At 33.5% G+C, this 20042-nt stretch carries 18 protein-coding genes; 8 read left to right on the top strand and 10 right to left on the bottom strand.

Annotated elements, in window-relative coordinates; translation table 11 throughout:
* Positions 1–270 precede the first annotated feature (270 nt).
* Positions 271–1248 (top strand): pyruvate dehydrogenase complex E1 component subunit beta, encoded by a 978-nt coding sequence (locus PQO00_RS05975; protein ID WP_274183918.1) that lies wholly within the window; start codon positions 271–273, stop codon positions 1246–1248.
* A 63-nt stretch (positions 1249–1311) separates the two neighbouring features.
* Positions 1312–3816 (top strand): DUF5686 and carboxypeptidase-like regulatory domain-containing protein, encoded by a 2505-nt coding sequence (locus tag PQO00_RS05970; protein WP_274183917.1) that lies wholly within the window; start codon positions 1312–1314, stop codon positions 3814–3816.
* Between the two features lie 85 nt (positions 3817–3901).
* On the opposite strand, the gene PQO00_RS05965 is transcribed toward PQO00_RS05970, so the two are convergent.
* On the bottom strand, positions 3902–4264 hold the full coding sequence (locus PQO00_RS05965) for a glyoxalase/bleomycin resistance/extradiol dioxygenase family protein (RefSeq protein WP_274183916.1): 363 nt from the start codon (positions 4262–4264) through the stop codon (positions 3902–3904).
* A gap of 220 nt (positions 4265–4484) precedes the next feature.
* Here PQO00_RS05965 and dnaG point away from each other — a divergent pair, with 220 nt between their 5' ends.
* Positions 4485–6443: a DNA primase gene (dnaG, locus tag PQO00_RS05960; protein WP_274184000.1), complete on the top strand. Its 1959-nt coding sequence runs from the start codon at positions 4485–4487 to the stop codon at positions 6441–6443.
* Here the strand turns inward: dnaG and PQO00_RS05955 are convergent.
* Both PQO00_RS05955 and nadE read right to left on the bottom strand, forming a co-directional pair.
* Positions 6438–7067, bottom strand: coding sequence for a response regulator transcription factor (locus PQO00_RS05955; RefSeq protein WP_274183915.1), 630 nt, complete (start codon positions 7065–7067; stop codon positions 6438–6440). The genes dnaG and PQO00_RS05955 overlap by 6 nt on opposite strands.
* 96 nt (positions 7068–7163) lie before the next feature.
* Positions 7164–7952, bottom strand: a complete 789-nt coding sequence (gene nadE, locus PQO00_RS05950) for an NAD(+) synthase (protein ID WP_274183914.1) — start codon at positions 7950–7952, stop codon at positions 7164–7166.
* Positions 7953–8240: 288 nt separating this feature from the next.
* Here nadE and gldB point away from each other — a divergent pair, with 288 nt between their 5' ends.
* A complete protein-coding gene (gldB, locus tag PQO00_RS05945) occupies positions 8241–9170 on the top strand; it encodes a gliding motility lipoprotein GldB (protein WP_274183913.1) in 930 nt (309 codons plus the stop codon).
* A complete protein-coding gene (gene gldC / locus PQO00_RS05940) occupies positions 9170–9502 on the top strand; it encodes a gliding motility protein GldC (RefSeq protein ID WP_274183912.1) in 333 nt (110 codons plus the stop codon). The genes gldB and gldC overlap by 1 nt, the downstream gene beginning before the upstream one ends.
* 49 nt (positions 9503–9551) lie before the next feature.
* Here the strand turns inward: gldC and rodA are convergent, their stop codons facing one another.
* The 7 genes from rodA to PQO00_RS05905 all read right to left on the bottom strand — a co-directional run bounded on the left by rodA (position 9552) and on the right by PQO00_RS05905 (position 18408).
* Complete coding sequence (gene rodA, locus PQO00_RS05935) at positions 9552–10829, bottom strand: rod shape-determining protein RodA (RefSeq protein WP_274183911.1); 1278 nt, start codon at positions 10827–10829, stop codon at positions 9552–9554.
* A gap of 4 nt (positions 10830–10833) precedes the next feature.
* Entirely contained in the window at positions 10834–12765 is a 1932-nt protein-coding gene (gene mrdA, locus PQO00_RS05930) for a penicillin-binding protein 2 (protein ID WP_274183910.1), read from the bottom strand.
* Positions 12762–13268, bottom strand: coding sequence for a rod shape-determining protein MreD (locus PQO00_RS05925; RefSeq protein WP_274183909.1), 507 nt, complete (start codon positions 13266–13268; stop codon positions 12762–12764). Before PQO00_RS05925 ends, mrdA begins: the two co-directional genes overlap by 4 nt.
* A complete protein-coding gene (gene mreC / locus PQO00_RS05920) occupies positions 13261–14067 on the bottom strand; it encodes a rod shape-determining protein MreC (protein WP_274183908.1) in 807 nt (268 codons plus the stop codon). Before mreC ends, PQO00_RS05925 begins: the two co-directional genes overlap by 8 nt.
* Before the next feature lie 168 nt (positions 14068–14235).
* Positions 14236–15264, bottom strand: coding sequence for a rod shape-determining protein (locus PQO00_RS05915; RefSeq protein ID WP_274183907.1), 1029 nt, complete (start codon positions 15262–15264; stop codon positions 14236–14238).
* Positions 15265–15905: 641 nt separating this feature from the next.
* Positions 15906–17438, bottom strand: a complete 1533-nt coding sequence (gene purH, locus PQO00_RS05910; protein WP_274183906.1) for a bifunctional phosphoribosylaminoimidazolecarboxamide formyltransferase/IMP cyclohydrolase — start codon at positions 17436–17438, stop codon at positions 15906–15908.
* A 514-nt stretch (positions 17439–17952) separates the two neighbouring features.
* Complete coding sequence (locus PQO00_RS05905) at positions 17953–18408, bottom strand: GAF domain-containing protein (RefSeq protein ID WP_274183905.1); 456 nt, start codon at positions 18406–18408, stop codon at positions 17953–17955.
* 78 nt (positions 18409–18486) lie between these two features.
* Here PQO00_RS05905 and xrtF point away from each other — a divergent pair, with 78 nt between their 5' ends.
* From xrtF to PQO00_RS05890, 3 genes are all read left to right on the top strand, one after another.
* Entirely contained in the window at positions 18487–19038 is a 552-nt protein-coding gene (gene xrtF / locus PQO00_RS05900; RefSeq protein ID WP_274183904.1) for an exosortase family protein XrtF, read from the top strand.
* Complete coding sequence (locus tag PQO00_RS05895) at positions 19031–19459, top strand: exosortase F system-associated protein (protein ID WP_274183903.1); 429 nt, start codon at positions 19031–19033, stop codon at positions 19457–19459. The genes xrtF and PQO00_RS05895 overlap by 8 nt, the downstream gene beginning before the upstream one ends.
* A 146-nt stretch (positions 19460–19605) precedes the next feature.
* Positions 19606–19986: a hypothetical protein gene (locus PQO00_RS05890; RefSeq protein ID WP_274183902.1), complete on the top strand. Its 381-nt coding sequence runs from the start codon at positions 19606–19608 to the stop codon at positions 19984–19986.
* The last annotated feature ends 56 nt before the right edge of the window (positions 19987–20042 follow it).

The raw sequence follows: 20042 nt of genomic DNA, 5'->3' as shown, positions 1-20042 counted from the left end.
ATTTACTATGCATGCATAGTAAATAATCGAAATAATTATCAAAAAGCCCATGATTATGAATGTTTCTTTAAAATATTAATAAATCTATGACTGGTTTGCTGAGGAATAAATAAAAAAAATAGAATTAATTTAAGGAAACAAATCTTCATTGGCTGTGTATAATTTCCTTAAAAAGGATAATTTTTTTTAGTGGATCATTTTACTATTGGTTTTTATGTAAAATTATAATCAATAATTCCTATTTTTGCAACTCGAATTAAAATTAGATTAATGAAGACAATTCAATTTAGAGAGGCTATATGTGAAGCCATGAGCGAAGAAATGCGCAGAGATGAAAGCATTTATTTAATGGGTGAAGAAGTAGCAGAATATAATGGTGCTTATAAAGCGTCAAAAGGCATGTTGGATGAATTTGGAGCTAAGCGTGTTATTGATACGCCCATTGCAGAACTTGGTTTTGCAGGGGTTGCTATTGGTTCTACCATGACAGGGAACCGACCGATTGTTGAGTATATGACGTTTAATTTCTCTTTAGTTGGAATTGATCAAATTATAAATAATGCTGCAAAAATTAGGCAGATGTCTGGAGGTCAATTTAAATGCCCAATTGTGTTTCGTGGGCCTACAGCTTCTGCAGGTCAGTTAGGAGCAACGCACTCGCAGGCATTTGAAAATTGGTTTGCTAACACACCTGGATTAAAAGTAGTCGTGCCATCTAACCCCTATGATGCAAAAGGGTTGTTAAAAGCAGCGATTCGTGACGATGATCCGGTTATTTTTATGGAAAGTGAGCAGATGTATGGTGACAAGGGTGAAGTACCAGAAGGCGAATATATATTGCCTTTAGGCGTTGCAGATATTAAACGCGAAGGAACGGATGTTACGATTGTGTCTTTCGGAAAGATAATAAAAGAAGCTTTTAAAGCCGCTGATGAATTGGAAAAGGAAGGCATTTCTTGTGAAATTATCGATTTACGTACGGTACGTCCTATGGATAGAAAAGCTATCGTAGAATCTGTAAAGAAAACCAACAGACTTGTGGTATTAGAAGAAGCATGGCCTTTTGGTAATGTGGCTACCGAAATTACATATTTGGTACAAAGTGAAGCGTTTGACTATTTAGATGCTCCTATTGTAAAAATTAATACTGCAGATACACCGGCACCATATTCACCTGTTTTATTAGCAGAATGGTTGCCAAATAGTGACGATGTTATTAAAGCGGTAAAAAAAGTATTATACAAATAAATTAAAACTTTTTACGTTATAGAAACTTCATTAGCACGATAGTTGATGAAGTTTTTTTGTACTATGAATATAAGACTACTTATTGCCTTTTTTTTCTTCGGAATAACCTCTATAATAGCTCAAACTAAAGCTAGTGGTTATGTATTCGACGAGTTTGATCAGCCTGTATCCTTTGCAAATGTTATATTTAAAGGTTCTACCATTGGAACCATAACAGACGAAAATGGAAAGTTCTATTTAGAATCTGATGAAACCTGGGGGGCGCTAACCGTATCCTTTATCGGTTATGAACTGTTAACTATCCCTTTAGATAAAAAGGTGAATTATAATTTAAAGTTTACACTTAAAGAAGAGAATGCACAATTAGATCAAATTGTTATCACGACTGGAAAACAATCAAAAAAGAATAATCCAGCTATTGACCTGCTTAGAAAAATATGGGCACATAAACGTAAAAATGGCTTAAACCTTTATAAACAGTACGAATACGATAAATACGAAAAGGTAGAATTCGATATTAATACCATAGATAGTGCACTCATAAAAAGTCGACTTTTTAGGGGTATGGAGTTTGTTTTTGAAGAAGTTGATACCTCTCGCGTAACGGGTAAAACATATTTACCCATGTTTATAAACGAAGCGGCTTCAAGAGTTTACGGAGATAACGTTATTAATAAAAAGAAGGAAGTTTTAAAAGGAAATAAAAATTCTGGGTTTAGTGATAATCAAATTGTGATCGATTTTGTCAATGATTTGTATTCCGATTACAATGTATATGATAATTACCTAAAGTTTTTCGACAAAAGTTTTGTAAGCCCTTTGTCTAAAACAGGAATCAGTACTTATAATTATGTGTTGTCGGACAGTGCTTTTATAGATAACAAATGGTGTTACAATGTTATTTATTACCCAAGACGAAAAAATGAACTCACTTTTAAAGGTGATTTTTGGGTAGCAGATACGACGTATGCTATTAAAGAGATTAATTTACAAGCCTCAAAAAGTGCTAATATAAACTGGGTAAAAGAGATTTATATAGAGCAAGAGTTTGAAGTACTAAATGATTCTTTGTTTCTTGTGAAACGTGATTATATGATGTCTGATTTTGCTTTGAACAAAAAAGAAAAATCGAGGGGCGTATACGGTAAGCGTACCACATTATATGATAATTATGAGTTCGATAAAGAACTGGACAAAAAGTTCTATGACCAGGAAGTTTATAACTACGATAAAGATGTTTATGATAGGGGAGATGCCTTTTGGGCTGAGAATCGTTTAGAAGCATTAAATAAAGATGAACAAGGTGTTTATAAAATGCTCGATACTTTAAAAACCGTTAAGAAATTTAAGCAACTTTATAATTTAGGAAGTATTTTAGCATCTGGCTATATTGAGTTTAATACCTGGCCTTTAGATTATGGTCCTATTTTTTCAACCTTTGGATTCAATGAAGTGGAGGGATTGCGCTTAAGGGTGGGCGGACGTACTTATTTTGGAAGAAATGACCTTTGGCGGTTAGAAGGGTTTATGGCTTATGGTTTTAGGGATGATAAATTTAAATACGGTATTTCCGGGAAATGGTTGTTGGATAAAAAAAGCAGGCTTATTATTTCTGGGGGTAATCGCCGAGATGTGGAGCAAATAGGAGCGAGCTTAACAACATCTACAGATGTGTTGGGAAGGAGCCTGGCCTCTTCATCGGTGGTTGGGACAAGTACCAATGATAAATTAACGGCTATAAACTTAACCAGTTTGGCTATTGAAGCAGAACCGTGGCGCAATGTTATTTTTAGAGTGGGCGCAAATTACAGGACCTTAGAATCTGCATCGCCCACCTTTAGTTTAGATTATAATACACCAACAGGCGTAGCCTCCGAAATTAAGCAGTTTGAGACCTCATTATCCATGTCTATCTTTCCAAAACGAAAAATGACCGGTTTTGGTGTGGAACGTCGTGTTGCCAATGATGGTTTTGCACGCATATTTGCACAGGTAAGTCGTGGTGAAAAAGGATTGTTTGATAGTGATTTCGACTATACAAAAGTGCAGTTGTCGTATATCCAACCATGGCAAGTTGGTGGTTTTGGTAGATTAACCGCAACTGTAGAAGCCGGGAAAACTTTTGGAGAAGTACCACTTGGGCTGTTAAGTGTTATACCGGGGAATCAATCTTATTTTTCTATTTATAATACCTTTTCCCAATTGGACTTTTATGAGTTTGTGTCCGATACTTATACCTCATTGCATTTAGAGCATAATTTTAACGGACGTTTATTTTCAAGAATTCCTTTTTTAAGAAAGTTTAATCTTCGTGAAATTGTGAGTATACGCGGTGTTTGGGGAGAGATTTCGGATGAAAATATTTTATTAAATACTACAAGTAATCCTAACTCAATTCCTTTGGTGGCACCGTCGGATAAAATGTATTACGAATACAGTTTGGGCGTTGGCAATATCTTTAAGGTATTTAGAATAGACTTTAACTTTAGAGGCAATTATTTAGACGAAATTAAAAATCCAGATGCTAGAAAATTTGGTGTTACAGGCACTTTTGGGTTTTACTTTTAAAGAGCTTGTTTAAAGGCTTCGGCTGTGATCTTGGTAAAACTTAAATGTTCGTCTGTTAAAATTCAATGCTACTGTCGATCCTGTTTTATATATCTTCGACTATAAAAATCGAATTATTGTTTAAATCATAAAAGCCAAATTCATTTGTTTTCCAATCAGTATTTAGCCGCAGTTTTTCAGGTTTTATAGTGCCTCTTTCCACAAATTCTTTAAAGATCGGCTCTAAATTCTTTACAAATATTTTTATAACTGAACCACCAAGCAATGGGTCTTCTTTTGTGTCTGCATGCCATTGTAAGTGAATGAAAAGATTTTTTCTCCTTAATACAGCATACATTTTGTCTTTATGTGTAACTTGAAATCCAACATACTTTTCGTACCATTCAATATCTCGATCAATATTTTGACTTGGCATTACTGGTGAAATCTCTAATAATTTGGTTTCCATAAATGTTAGTGATCAATGTGCTATGACGTGTTTGTTAAATTTAAACCAGAACTGGTATCACATAACAAAATTAGTTTGATTTTCTTGTAAACTCAAAAAAATATTGGGTTTCTAATATCAATAGTTTATATTACTTTTACACTGTCGTTCCGTTAGGGGGCAGAAATCCATTTTAGTTTAATTTAAAAAGATACCTGTTTTCACAGGTATGACAGACACTTTGATATCAGCAACAACCATAGATCAGGTATTTGATGCGACTCGTGTAGAGGAGGTTATTGGCGATTTTGTAAACCTTAAAAAAGCGGGAAGTAATTTTAAAGGTTTAAGCCCTTTTAGTGATGAGCGTTCCCCTAGTTTTATGGTGTCGCCCGTAAAACAAATCTGGAAAGATTTTTCTACGGGCAAGGGCGGTACTGCGGTATCATTTTTAATGGAACATGAGCATTTTACCTATCCTGAGGCCATTAAATACCTCGCTAAAAAATATAATATAGAAGTAGAGGAAACCGAACAGTCCAACGAACAGAAAGAACAAGCAAACGAACGCGAAAGTTTATATTTAGTGAGTGAGTTTGCAAATACGTATTTTCAAAAAATACTCCAAAAAACCGATCAGGGGAAATCGATTGGATTGAGCTATTTTAAAGAACGTGGATTTACTCAGGAAACCATAGAAAAATTTGATTTGGGCTACTCGCTTGACGAATGGCAAGCCTTTACGGATGAAGCTTTAAAACAGGGCTACAATATTGATTATTTACAAAAAACAGGGCTTACCATTGTAAAAGAAGACAAGCGTTTTGACAGGTTTAAAGGCCGTGTTATGTTTCCTATTAAAAGTATGAGCGGTCGTGTGTTGGGCTTTGGAGGGCGTATCTTAACGAATGATAAAAAGGCAGCTAAATACGTAAATTCTCCAGAAAGTGATATTTACCATAAAAGTAATGTGCTATATGGTATATATCATGCAAAGCAGAGTATTGCTAAAGAGGACAATTGTTATTTAGTTGAAGGGTATACAGATGTTATTCAATTTTACCAAGCGGGCGTGGAAAATGTCGTATCTTCATCTGGAACGGCTTTAACATCAGAGCAAATTAGGCTTGTAAATAGGCTAACAAAGAATATCACGGTACTTTTTGATGGTGATGCTGCTGGCATGCGCGCTTCGTTACGAGGTATTGATCTTATTTTGGAGCAGGGAATGAATGTGAAAGTTTGTACCTTCCCAGAAGGGGAAGACCCCGATAGTTTTGCAAAACAAAACACACGGGAAGAGCTTACACTGTATTTGAACGAAAATGCAAAAGATTTTATTCAATTTAAAGCGTCGGTTTTATTTGAAGAATCGAAGAATGATCCTATTAAGAAAGCAGACACCGTTAGAGATATTGTAAATAGTATTTCTAAAATTCCGGATCGTATTAAAAAAGAAATCTATATTCAGGAATGTGCCAGAATAATGGATATTAGCGAAGAAGTTTTGTTTAGCACCCTGGCCCAAATTAATAAAAAGGAATTTCAGGAAGATAATAGGCAGTTTAAAAAAAATCAGAAAGCGTTTGAGGTTATCAAACACGAGCAACCTGTGGAAAAGGTTGATGTGCAGTATGTTTTGGAACGAAAAATCATTGAAGTTCTATTGCTTTATGGAAACAAAGTAGAAGACTTTGAAGATCTAGTTTTAAAAGAGAATGATAAAGGTGAATTGGTTTTAGAGCCTGTAATTCATCAATCGAAGGTCTTCGAAAAAATATTTCTAGACCTTCAGGATGATGAAATGGAATTTTCTAATACACAGTTTAAAACTCTGTATTATAGTATCATAGATGCACTAAACCAAAATCCGGATTTTGAACTAAAATCCTATATAAACACTGTCGATAACCAAACATCTAATGAAATCACAACCATTTTAATGGAAGATGAGCGTTACACATTAGATGACTGGAAACGCATGAATATTTTTCCAAAAGAAAAAATACAAAGTGTCGCACAATTAGTTAGTGAAACTATTTTAAGTTTAAGATGTTTTTTAATAGACCAAAAAGTAAAGGAATTTCAACAAGAAACATTACAAAGCAAAAACGATGTAAATAGAAATATTCTGGAAGAAGTCAAAGACTATTCAGGCTTAAAAATGCTACTCTCTAGGAAATTAAACCGGGTATTATAGTTGTTGGCTAAGCTTAGCTTGATTCACTAAGTCAACTAAATTAGTAACTTTCAACTTTCGCATTAATCTTGCTTTGTAAGTACTAACTGTTTTCTCGTTAATATCAAGTTCCTTAGATATCTCTTTATTCTTTCTACCAACAGTTAAAAGTTTTAAAACTTCTGCTTCTCTAGTTGATAGTTTTTTGTAAAAAGTACCACTTTTATTGACTCTATTGCCAAATGCTAGCTGCTGAGTTAACTCATTGCTTAAATGAATCCCTCCATCATGCACTTTTAGTATAGCCTCATTAATGCTTATAACATTAACAGATTTGTTTAAATACCCAGATGCGCCAGCTTTAATGGCGTTTATGGCATAAACTTCTTCTGGTTGGCCACTAAAAATAATGGTTTTAATATCCGGATAGTCATTTTTTAAATAACGCAAAACAGTTAGCCCATTTAATTTAGGGAAATCGGTTTCGGTTAAAATAATGTCTACGGGATTCTTTTTAATGAATTCTAAGATGGCTTCGCCATCGTTTACGCTTCCTACAATTTTTATGTTTGGAGAGGCAGAAAAAAGGACTTCTAACCCTTTTCTTGTAATTGGGTGGTTGTCCGCTATTAATAATTTAATCATAATGTAAAGCTTTTATAATATTTAGTTAGAATGGTATTATAATTGAGAGAGTAAGCTTGCAGCAAATGTAATGAATTTTTGAGTAATCTACAATTCCTACAACAAAATGTTGGGAATATTGCAGATTGGTATGGGAATCATCTTATGTTTGTTAGCATTATTAAAGCGTTTATAAATTTTAAAAACTTCTAATTCTCTATCAGAAAAATCGTGGATGCTTTTGCCCGCATCATGCATTTTCATTGCCCATTCGAGCTCTGGGTAGGAGGCTCCTATTTGGTCTTCGTCACTTCTGGTATCACCAAATAAACCATCACTTGGAGTGGCTTGTATGATAGAATCGGGAACTTGTAAATAGGTTCCTAATTTGTATACTTCAGACTTTAATAAATCGGCAATTGGGCTTAAATCGACCCCTCCATCACCATATTTTGTGTAAAAACCAACACCAAAATCTTCTACTTTATTACCTGTTCCAGCTACTAATAATTTGTAAAGTCCTGCATAATAGTAAAGTGTGGTCATACGCAATCGCGCTCGCGTATTGGCTAAAGCCATATCTACAGTGGCTTGGTCGCCATCAAAGAATACTTCGGTTTTAAATTCTTCAAAAACAGGTGTTAAGTTGGTGCGTGTATCACTTACATTATCAAATCGTTTCTTTAAAAGTGAAATGTGTTCTTGCGCTCTGGTTACATGGCTTTCGGCCTGGTGAATAGGCATTTCTATACATAGTACATTTAAGCCTGTTTTAGCACATAAAGTAGAAGTAACGGCAGAATCAATACCGCCAGAAATACCAATTACAAAACCATTAACACCAGCATTTGTTGCATAATCCTTTAACCAGTTAACTATATAATCTACAACTTTTTCTGTTTGCATATTGAATGAATTTAAATTTAATATCCATTAAATTATAAAATAGCTTAAACAAACTTGGTCATTTTTCATTTTATTTTTTACTTATAGATTTGTATAACTAATGCTATGAAAATTAACCGTAGCATTATAAAATGAAAAAGCAACGTCGTTTCTTATGTGTTATTTCATAATCAAATTGATATAAGAATAGTACCTTTGCAGACAAAAATAAAAGAATCACCTAATTAATAAAAGTTTATACTGTTTAAGTTTTATATGAAGAATTTATTGTTGTGCTTAATAATTTTAATGATTACTATTTCTTGTAAAGATGAGAACACCTTAGAAACAGAGATAGCTAATATAAATATAGACATTAAGATAGAGCGTTTTGATTTATTATTTGCTAAAACCATTCCAGAAAACTTGCCAAAACTAAAGAAAGCTTATCCTTTTATGTTTTCTGAAAAATACAAAGACTCGTTTTGGATCGCTAAAATTGCAGATACATTACAAGTACAATTATTTGAAGCTGTTAAAAACGAATTTAAGGATTTTGATGAAACGGCGTTAGAGATAAAATCTTTATTTAATCATTTAAAATATTATTTTCCTGAATTCGATCCTCCAAGAGTTATTACTACAACCAGTGATGTAGATTACAGAAATAGAGTCATAATTACAGATACCATCGCCATATTAGCCCTGGACGCATATTTAGGAAGCGAACATGAGTTTTATGGAGGTATTCCAAAATATATAAGCAAAAATTTAAAGAAAGAACAAATAACAGTTGATTTAGCAGAGGCCTATGCTAAAAAATATATATTCCAAGGTCAACATAAAACCTTGTTGGACGAAATGATATATTTTGGAAAACAGCTCTATTTTAAGGATGTAGTTATCCCTTTTAAAACAGAGGCAGAGCGTATTGGGTATACAAAAGGACAATTGGATTGGGCTATTGCAAACGAAAGTTATATTTGGCGTTATTTTGTAGAAAGAGAGCTGTTGTTTAGTACAGATTCTAAATTACTTGGTAGGTTTATAAATCCTGCACCGTTTTCTAAGTTTTATTTGGAAGAGATCGATACCGATTCTCCAGGTCGTTTAGGTCAATACATAGGTTGGCAAATTGTAAAAGCCTATATGGAACAAAACGATGTGACTTTAAAGGATATGTTAATAACAAGTACCGAAGATATTTTTAATAATTCAAAGTTTAAACCACGTAAATAATGTCAGATAAAATAACGTCTAAAATAGAATTGAATGTTGAACTGGATGCGAATAGGGTCCCTGAAAAACTACATTGGACTGCGCAGGATGGGGGTATAACAAATGAAGAGGCAAAAGCTATGATGCTTGCTGTTTGGGATTCTAAAGCACAAGAAACACTCCGTATTGATCTATGGACGAAAGATATGCCAGTTGATGAAATGAAAGTGTTTTTTCACCAAACATTAGTGGCTATGAGCGATACTTTTAATAGAGCGACCCAAGATGAAAAAATGACCGCTACTATGAAAGATTTTTGCGATTATTTTGCCGAAAAACTGGAAATTAAGTAACCAACAACCAACAACCAGCAACCAGCAACCAACAACCAATATTTATCGACTACCACTCATTAATTTTATTAGAATCTAATTTAATAAAGATAAAAATTAGAATAGTAAACGCCCAAAGACCAGATCCACCATAACTGAATAGTGGCAGGGGAATACCTATGGTTGGAATGAGTCCCATGACCATGCCAATATTGATTAGAAAATGAATAAATATAATAGAGGCGACTCCATAACCATACACCCTACTAAATTGCGATTTTTGTAATTCTGCTAAATGAAGAATACGTAATAAGAGCAAAATAAATAAGATAACCACAAAAGAACTGCCTAAAAACCCCCATTCTTCACCAACAGTGCTAAAAATATAATCGGTATGTTGTTCGGGTACAAACTTTCCAGTCGTTCTGGTGCCTTCCAGAAACCCTTTTCCCTTAAAACCACCTGAGCTAATTGCTTTTTCAGATTCGTTTAAGTTATAGGCAAATGTCCTTTTCATTTCTTCAAGCTTAACAGGGTCGTCCTCTAAGCGTAACCATAGGCTTATTCTGTCTTGTTGGTGGGGTTTTAAGATGCTGTCGTAAAACAATTTTATACCGTAAGACAGACCTATAGAAAGCAATAAAACAAATAAAGATTGAAATAACGTCATCTTTTTTCTGTTTATATAATAATAACTTAAAATAAAAATAGAAGCTATTATAGAGCTTGCTAAAGGGCCAAATTTTAAAGCTAGAACAGATAGTATGATAACCGACACTCCTATAGAGAGGTAGTACTTTGGTAGTCCTTCCCTATACAGTACAAAAAAGAAAGCACCATAAACAATGGTACTACCAGTATCATTTTGTAACAAAACTAAAAGTGCTGGAATGATAATAATTACAAAGGTTTGAATTTGATCTTTAAAGCTATTAATATTTGTGTTTAAATCACTAATATGTTTTGCTACGGCGAGTGCAGTGGCAGTTTTAGCAAATTCGCTAGGTTGAAGTGTCATGGAACCTATGGCATACCATGATGTTGCACCGTTTACATTTTTTCCGAAGATAAAAAGACCAACAAGGAATAATATGGATACTATATATATAACACTTGAAAAGCGTTCATAAAACTTGGCTTCAATACCTAATATAACAATAATGATACAAAAGGTAAGTAGTATAAATATCGATTGTTTGCCATAAGGTTCTGAGAATGTAAAATAATCAATATGACCCTCCGTATGAGAAGCAGATAGGATATTTAACCAACCAAATCCAACCAGTAACAGAAAGAGGATAATAGTAATCCAATCAAATTTATAATGTTTGTTAGTGTCCCTAACCATTCCTTTATTGGTTTTGCGATATTTTTAAGTGCCGTTTAAGTCGTTTATATTCAGAATCGTCAACGAGCTGTAACTTAGTATGTTTATTTATTCTAAAAGGTTCTTCGGAATATGGTTTGGCATATTCGTTTTCTAAGCTATGCCTTAAGATCCACTCTTCAAGATCTTTTCTGGTAATAGTATCTTTAATATGTTTTTCAATCATTAAACTAGCTATTTTACCTGCGAATCGACTTCCCCAATAACCGTTTTCAACAAAAACGGCAATGGCTATTTTAGGATCATTTTTGGGTGCAAAAGCGACAAAAATAGAATGATCCGTAAGCTGTGTTTTTAAACTATCTATGGTAACAAAATTTTCTACAGTACCAGTTTTTCCACAGATCTCTATATCTTTTACTTGTAACGATGCGGCTGTCCCTTTTTTATAAACTTGTAGCATGCCTTCAATTACGGGTTCAAAATGGGCTTTATCTATGGTAGTATGTTTGGCTTTTGTAAATTGCTCAGGGAGCGTTTCGCCTTCAATGGATTTAATAATATGGGGAGTGTAGTAATAGCCTCTATTGGCTATAGCAGCAACCATATTGGCTAACTGAATCGGTGTTGTGGCTACTTCACCTTGTCCAATAGCATTGGATATGGTATATGTCGAATAAAATGTTTTTGGATAAACGCGCTTGTAATAGTTTCTATCTGGAATTCTACCCGGTCGGCCAACTTTTAGATCATAGCCTAAATAATCACCTAGTCCAAAGCTTTTAGCATGCTTGCTCCAGGTATCGATTCCTGTAGAAGCATTACCGTTTTTATCCAAAATTTTTCTATAGGTTGTTGCAAAATAAGCATTACACGATTCTTGTATCCCAGAAACCAAGTTGTTACGTTTGCCAATATAGCAGTGGCATTTCATAAAACGATTGCCATATTTATATCCTGCATAACAGGTAACGGTTTCATTTGGCGTAATAACACCCTCTTGTAAACCAATTAGGGCATTCATTAATTTAAAGGGAGAGCCAGGTTCGTAGACCCCTTGTAAACTTCTGTTAAATAATGGTTTTGCTACAGAGTCCTTAAAAAGTTCAGTAAAGTTTTTGGACCTTCCTCTGCCTACTAAAATATTAGGGTCGTAGGTTGGAGCTGATACCATAGCTAATATTTCTCCAGAAGCCGGTTCAATAGCAATAACACCGCCACGTTTATTTTGCATGAGTAGCTCCCCGTATTCTTGCAGTTTTGCATCAATAGTGATCGTAATATCTTTTCCTTGTTCTGGGATAGTATCAAATGTACCTTCTTTATAGGGGCCAATATTTCTATTAAATCTATCTTTTTGGATAAACTTAATGCCTTTTACACCCCGAAGTATTTCTTCATAGGACGCTTCAACACCTTGCTTTCCCTTTAAATCTCCCATTCTATAATAAGAATCTTTTTTTAGGTCGTTGGTATTTACCTCTCCTATATCCCCTAAAACATTAGCGCCAATAGTGGTTTGGTAATGCCTGAGTGATCTTTTTTGAATATAAAACCCTTCAAACTTTCGCATTTTTTCCTGTAAGGCAGCATAATCTTCTTTTGATAAATGAGATAGAAAAACGGATGGTAATCTAGGAGAGTAATGCCTTGCTTTATCATAAGTGTTTATAAACCGTTCTTTATCAATTTTTAATAATGAACAAAATTCAAGAGTGTCCAATGGTTTTACCTCACGTGGAATGACCATAACATCATACGATGGTTGGTTGGCCACTAGAAGTTTGCCGTTTCTATCGTAAATAAACCCTCGCTTTGGATAATCATATACTTTTCTAATAGCGTTATCTTCAAATAAATCATGTTCATTTGAAGTATATATTTGAAGGTAAAAGAGTCTGAATATAAATAAAAGACCAACAAATATTATAGAAACGAAAAGTAAAAGTTGCCTCATTTGGGATTTCGACTAAAAATAATAGTTATTATACTACTTAATAAAATAGTAAATATACTTGAGAATAACGTTTTTTTAAGTATTAAAATTATTTTCATTAAGCTAAATATTTCTAATGAAAACAATATAATATGGTGTAGAATAACGAGTACTATAATATAAGTAAGTTTGGATCCAAAATCTACAGAGCTAAACTTTATATGATGGTGTTCGTACATGGTCCCAAAAGAAAATTTCAATAGGACAGGTCTTACATAAGCAATAAATACACAAGCAGCGGCATGAATGCCTCCAGAATCCAAAAACATATCAGTAATTAACCCTATTAGGAAGCTTGCTAAAATTATTATAGTACGGTTGCTTTTTACTGGGAAAAAAGCAACAAACAGAATGTATGGATAAGGGTTTATATAGCCTAAAAAATTAATGTTATTAAATAATAAAGCCTGTATTAACACTAATACAATAAAACGGGCGCTATTTACAGAAAGGAAATTATTCATTTAGTAAATTAGTAACCTCGGGCTTTTTAGTATTTTCTATAATATAAACATGTTCCAAATTGGTCATATCGTTAAAAAGCCTCACATTGATCTCATAATAATTTTCGGCAGCATCAAGTTTATAATTTTCGATAAGGCCAATCTTTATATCTTTAGGGAATATGGAAGAACGTCCAGAAGTAATAATGGTATCGCCTACCGATACATTAGCTATCTTTGGAATGTCTGTAAGTTGAACGATTGCAGGGTTTTTAGCATCCCATTCTAAGGTGCCGAAGTGATTTGTTTTTTTTAGTTGAGCACTTATAGAACTTGTTGTATTTAAAATAGATATTACGGTTGCAAAATGACCACTTGTCTTGTCAACAATACCTACAATACCTTGGGTAGTTATCACACCAAAATCTTGTTTTATACTATCGTTTTCTCCTTTATTGATCAGGATGATATTATCTGTTGCGGAATAACTGTTTCTAATAACCTGGGCATTGGAAAAATGGTAAGGAGCATTAAGGCTATCCAAATGCTCTTTTTTCATAATACTTTTCGAATTATACAGAAGTGACTTTAAGCGCTTGTTTTCTTCAGATAAAAGTTTGTTTTGAGATTTTAAACTAAAATACGCACTTATGTTATTTGCAGAATTGTAGATGCCCCCGGTTAAAAAATTAGCCGAATTAATAAACTTACTCTTATGGTAGGAATGCGATTGAACTGTAAATAAAATTGAAATAGAAAACAGCAATAAGAACAACAGAAAGTTTTTGTTTCTTATTATAAAATTAATAATCTGTTGCATGTTGTCTACCTATTGAATTTCGGAATTATGTATAAATAAATTGAATTATTTTTTGATGAGTCAAGGCCGAAAATTTAAACATAGCCTTTGTTATGGTTATATTTTTAAAGGGAGAATAAGCAAAAAAGAAACAATTTATATACATTATTTTGATGTTTAATAGGTATGCTATTTTATCAATACACTTTTATATTTAGGTAAATTTTTAAGTGTAATACCAGTACCTCTAACAACAGCACGCAATGGATCCTCGGCTATGTAAACGGGGAGGTCTGTTTTTTGGGATAAACGTTTGTCCAAACCTCGTAACATCGAGCCACCACCAGCTAAATAAATACCGGTGTTGTATATATCTGCAGCCAATTCAGGAGGGGTTTGGGATAAGGTTTCCATAACGGCATCCTCGATCCTTAAGATAGATTTATCTAAAGCTTTAGCAATTTCTCTATGTGAAATAGATACTTGTTTAGGTTTACCAGTTAATAGATCACGTCCTTGAACACTCATGTCTTCTGGCGGTAATTCTAAATCTTCGGTAGCAGCACCTATTTGTATTTTTATTTTTTCTGCAGTACGTTCACCAACATATAAGTTGTGTTGTGTACGCATATAGTAAACAATATCATTTGTAAAAACATCACCTGCAATTTTTACGGATTTGTCACAGACAATACCTCCAAGCGCTATCACAGCAATTTCTGTAGTACCGCCACCTATATCCACGACCATATTTCCTTTAGGCTGCATGATGTCTACACCAATACCTATAGCAGCTGCCATGGGTTCATGTATTAAATAAACCTCTTTACCATTTACACGTTCTGCACTTTCCTTTACAGCACGCATTTCTACTTCTGTAATTCCTGATGGAATACATATAACCATACGAAGTGCAGGCGTAAAAAACTTCTTTTTTAAAGCGGGTATGTTTTTAATAAACATACTTATCATTTGTTCGGACGCATCAAAATCTGCAATAACACCATCCTTTAAAGGGCGAATGGTTTTAATGTTTTCGTGCGTTTTTCCTTGCATCAAACTGGCTTCTTGACCAACGGCAATAATTTTGCCGGAAATTCGATCTCGTGCAACAATGGAAGGTGAATCGACAACAACTTTGTCGTTATGGATAATAAGAGTGTTTGCAGTTCCTAGATCTATTGCAATTTCTTCGGTTAGGAAGTCAAAAAAGCCCATGCGCTATTAATAATTTAAGTGGTTTAAAAAACGAATCCCGTAAATGTAATAAAAGTTAATAAATATATGGGTTTTAAGTCTGTTCAAATTTTATTAAAAAATACTATAGTTTAATAATACGTTTTTTGTTGATTTTTAGATGGCTAAAAAACCATATATTTCTTTTGCAATTATATCGAAAAGCATTCCTCGACGCTCAGCGTTGGGCCTGCCTGCCGTTAGACAGGATTGTTATTTCCATGACATCGTAGGATTCATGATTTCATTGATATAAAATAGAAAACAATGAATAAAACAGGAATCTAGATAACAGAATTTCGGTTTAAGACCCTAAGGACAAAACATGTGCTCAACTTCCTGCCTGCCGGCGAGGCAGGGATTGGGTAAGAAACGAGCGAAACATGTACTGAGCCTTTCGACTAGCGTTTATGCTGAGCGCCCGCCTGCGGGACGGGCAGGCAGCCGAAGTACTCAAGATAAACTAAAGCCGATGTATACCTCTATGGCTCGGCCTCGAGCCTGTCTGCCAACTAGGTAGGGATAGTTCGTTTCAAGACATTCTTTTATTGAACTCATTTAAAGTTTTTCAATGGACTAAAAAATGACTCGTTTTCGCTATAATTCTAAAACTTTAAATGAATTTAATGTTTAAAATGACGTGTGCCAGTAAAAACCATAGCTAAATTGTTTTCATTACAATAATCGATGCTTAACTGGTCTTTTATAGAACCACCAGGTTGAATAACAGCAGTTATACCGGCATTTTTTGCAATTTCGACACAGTCTGGGAAAGGGAAAAAAGCATCGCTTGCCATGGCAGCTCCTTTCAAGTCAAAATTAAATGAATTTGCTTTATGGATCGCTTGTTCTAGAGCATCAACGCGACTGGTTTGCCCTGTGCCGCTGGCACATAATTGCTTGTTTTTTGCTAATACTATGGTGTTGGATTTTGTGTGTTTGCAAATTTTTGAAGCAAATATTAAATCTTCCAACTCACTATCGTTAGGGTTTGAATTTGTAACATTTGTTAAACCTTCAATAGTATCGGTAATATTATTCCTGTCTTGAAGTAATACACCATTTAAACAACTTCTAACATTCATGTTCGGTAATTCAATATCGTGAAGCACTAGTATAATACGATTCTTTTTACCTTGAAGCATTGTTAGGGCTTCTGCCGAAAATGAAGGAGCAATAACAACTTCACAGAATAGCTTATGTATGTCGCCTGCTGTAGCAACATCAATTTCAGTATTGCTAATTAAAACACCTCCAAAAGCAGAAACTGGATCTCCTGCTAAAGCATCTACATAAGCTTGGTGTAGCGTGTTGCGTTGTGCCAAACCACAGGCGTTGTTGTGTTTTAAAATGGCAAAAGTTGGTAGGTCGTTTTTAAATTCAGTCATTAAATTTACGGCAGCATCAACATCCAAAAGATTGTTATAACTTAATTCTTTACCGTGAAGCTTTGTGAACAGTTCATCAAAGTTTCCAAAGAAAAAGCCTCTTTGGTGAGGGTTTTCTCCATAACGCAATACCTTTCCTTTAGTTTCGCTGATCTTTAAAGCAGCTTCATCATGATTTTTGTTAAAGTAGTTAAAAATAGCCGTGTCGTAATGTGAGGATATGTTAAAGGCTTTGCCTGCAAAACGTTTTCTGTTTTCTTCTGAAATAGTACCATTGTTTTCAGAAATCAGGTCTAAAAATTCGGCATAATCGTCTACGGATGATACACAAATAACATCCGCATAGTTTTTAGCGGCAGCACGAATTAACGAAATACCACCGATATCAATTTTTTCAATAATATCTTGTTCACTAGCACCTGAAGCCACTGTTTTTTCAAACGGATATAGATCAACAATAACCACATCTATTTGAGGGATTTCAAATGCGGCTAATTCTGCCACATCACCATCATGGTTCTGCCTGTTTAAAATGCCCCCAAAAACTTTAGGGTGTAATGTTTTTACACGACCACCGAGAATAGAAGGATAAGAGGTCACCTCTTCAACAGGAACGACGTCTATACCTAAATCGTTTATAAATTTTTGAGTCCCGCCAGTAGAGTATATGGTAACACCTTGTTCATTTAATTTTTTTACAATAGGTTCTAAACCGTCTTTACTAAATACTGAGATTAATGCAGATTTAATAGTTTTTTCGTTGCTCATTAGTGTCGTGTTATGTTTTTAATTCTTGTGTTAAGAATGAGATTGCTGTTGTTTTTCAGGGTTTTAAGCTGAAAAATTTAAATAATTGCAAAAGTACTTATTTATACCAAATAAACTTCAAAATAACTGGTTAAATCCGTTTAGCTCACTATCTTTTATTTTTATAATTGGTGTTCTTGAATCTTCGATTTCTATTTCCTTTATATTTCAATAAAAAACATATCCTTAACTAGGCTATGCTTATGTTTTTTTATCTCATCTAAAGAAAATATAATTCAAATTTATTACCAATCATTTTAAAATTCATTTGGTATTACTTTAAAAAACAAGCTTAGAATTTTTAAAAAAGGAAGTGATTTTTTAACTAATACCATTTCAAACAAGTAATGGTATAAAAAGGGAAGTTGTTAGCACTAAGAGTTCAAAGTTCAAAGTTCAAAGTTTGAAGTTTGAAGTTTGAAATTCAAAGTTTCAGGTTTCTCAAATTTTAAATCTGGAATTTAGAATTTTGAACCTAAAATAGTTTAGCTACTTGAGCACAAACAAACTCTAAAAAACGTTCATCAGCTTCGGTAAAAGGGTCGGGTGTATTAGAATCAATATCTATTTGACCTATGTTTTCTCCATTTACAAAAATTGGAACAACAATTTCTGCTTTAACAGTGATGCTACAGGCTATATAATTGTCTTGTGCGGTTACATCCGGTACTACAAAATTTTCATTACTAACGGCTACTTGTCCGCAAATACCTTTTCCAAAAGGAATTACTTTATGATCTGTAGGTGCTCCCACGTAAGGGCCTAAATGTAATTCTTCTTTGTCACCGTTTCTAAAATAAAAACCAACCCAGTTGTAGTATTCAATGTTTGTTTCCAATAATTTGCAAATACTTAATAAACGCTCATCAACCGTTTTTTTTGTATTAAAAACAAGGGCTTCTACCTGTGGCTTTAATTGTTCAAAAATCATAACTTCAAAAGTTTTGGTAAAAGTATTTAAAAAGATGTAATTTCGATATTCGGTTTTGTATAATTTTAACGTTATTAATTGAAAGAACTCTTTGTAAAATATAAGTCTGTTATAAAGTTTATAGGTACGTTTCTGTTAGTATATATATCTTTTTCGTTGCTTTATAAATTTTATCTTGATTTTTCAAACGGTTCCAGGTTTTTCCCAGATTATTTCACGCATCTCATTTCCTTACAAACCGAAACATTATTGAATACTTTTGGGTATGATGTAAAGGCTTTGCCACATGCAGATGAACCATCAATGAAATTGGTTGTTAACGGTAAATATTTGGTACGTATTATTGAAGGCTGTAATTCCATTAGTGTTATCATCTTGTTTATATCATTTATAATGGCATTTTCCGGCAAGTTAAAAACAACATTTTTGTATATACTTGTAGGGAGTGTTTTAATTTATATGGCAAACTTAATTCGTATTGTTATACTAACCATGGGTTTGTATCACTACCCAGAGAAAGAACATATTTTGCATGCGGTTGTTTTTCCGGCAATTATTTATGGGATGGTTTTTTTACTATGGATTTTTTGGGTGAATCGGTTTTCTAAATTAAAAAAGAGAGATGGATAAATGGGTTAAATATATATGGCTGTCCGTCCTTTTCGGATTATTGATTTTAATCAGGTTTTATGAAGGTGAGTTGTTTTATGACCCGTATTTAACCTTTTTTCAGAACGATTACCTGTATATAGATAGCCCTAGACGCGAATTAGCAAAATTAGTAAGTTTCACAACATTACGGTATTTATTAAATACTTTAATTTCATTGGCTATTTTATATGTGTTTTTTAAAGATAAAGGCATCATTAAATTTTCTGTTTATATCTACATCACAGCTTTTGTTATTCTGCTAGCCATCTATTTGTATTTTGTTGTTAACCCCAGGCAAGAAGACTACTATATGTTTTTTAATGTGCGTCGTTTTTTAATCCAACCTATTATTTTACTCTTATTATTGCCTGCTTTTTATTATCACAGAATTAGAGGCTAAGTGAGCCCTTTTTAAGGCTTAATCTGAATTATAATAAAAAAGTCAAGATGCGTTCACTGTTAATCATTTAATAAAAAAACACTTCCAATTTCAAATTTTTGTATTTTTGTTCTGTGATAAAAAAGGTATTACATAAAAGCTTTTCAATGCTTCTGGCATCACTCGTTTTGTTTTCGACAGTGTCTTTTACTATTGAAAAACATTTTTGCGGTGACGTTTTAGTAGCTGTTTCTATTTTTTCTGAAGTCGACAAGTGTGCTATGGAGGTAGACCAATGTGTTTTAGAAAAGGTCACAAAGAAGCATTGTTGTAAAGATGTGATCGATATCATAGAAGGTCAAAATGAATTAAAGCTTTCTTCATTTGAAGATTTGGATTTTGAGCAACAACAAATTATTACATCCTATACATACGCTTATATTGGTCTTTTTGAAGCCCTGCCTAAATTACTAATTCCTCATAAAGATTATTCTCCTCCCAATTTGGTCACAGACATACAAGTGTTGGACCAGGTCTTTATAATTTGATAATAGATTTTTTTTTCATTCCCTTGAAAAAGGGAATCTCTTAAAATTTATTAATT

The organism is Flavivirga sp. 57AJ16 (genome assembly GCF_028736925.1).
Classification (GTDB): Bacteria; Bacteroidota; Bacteroidia; order Flavobacteriales; family Flavobacteriaceae; genus Flavivirga.
Note: the sequence above shows the minus strand (reverse complement) of the source record. Positions and strands in the feature narration are given on the sequence as shown.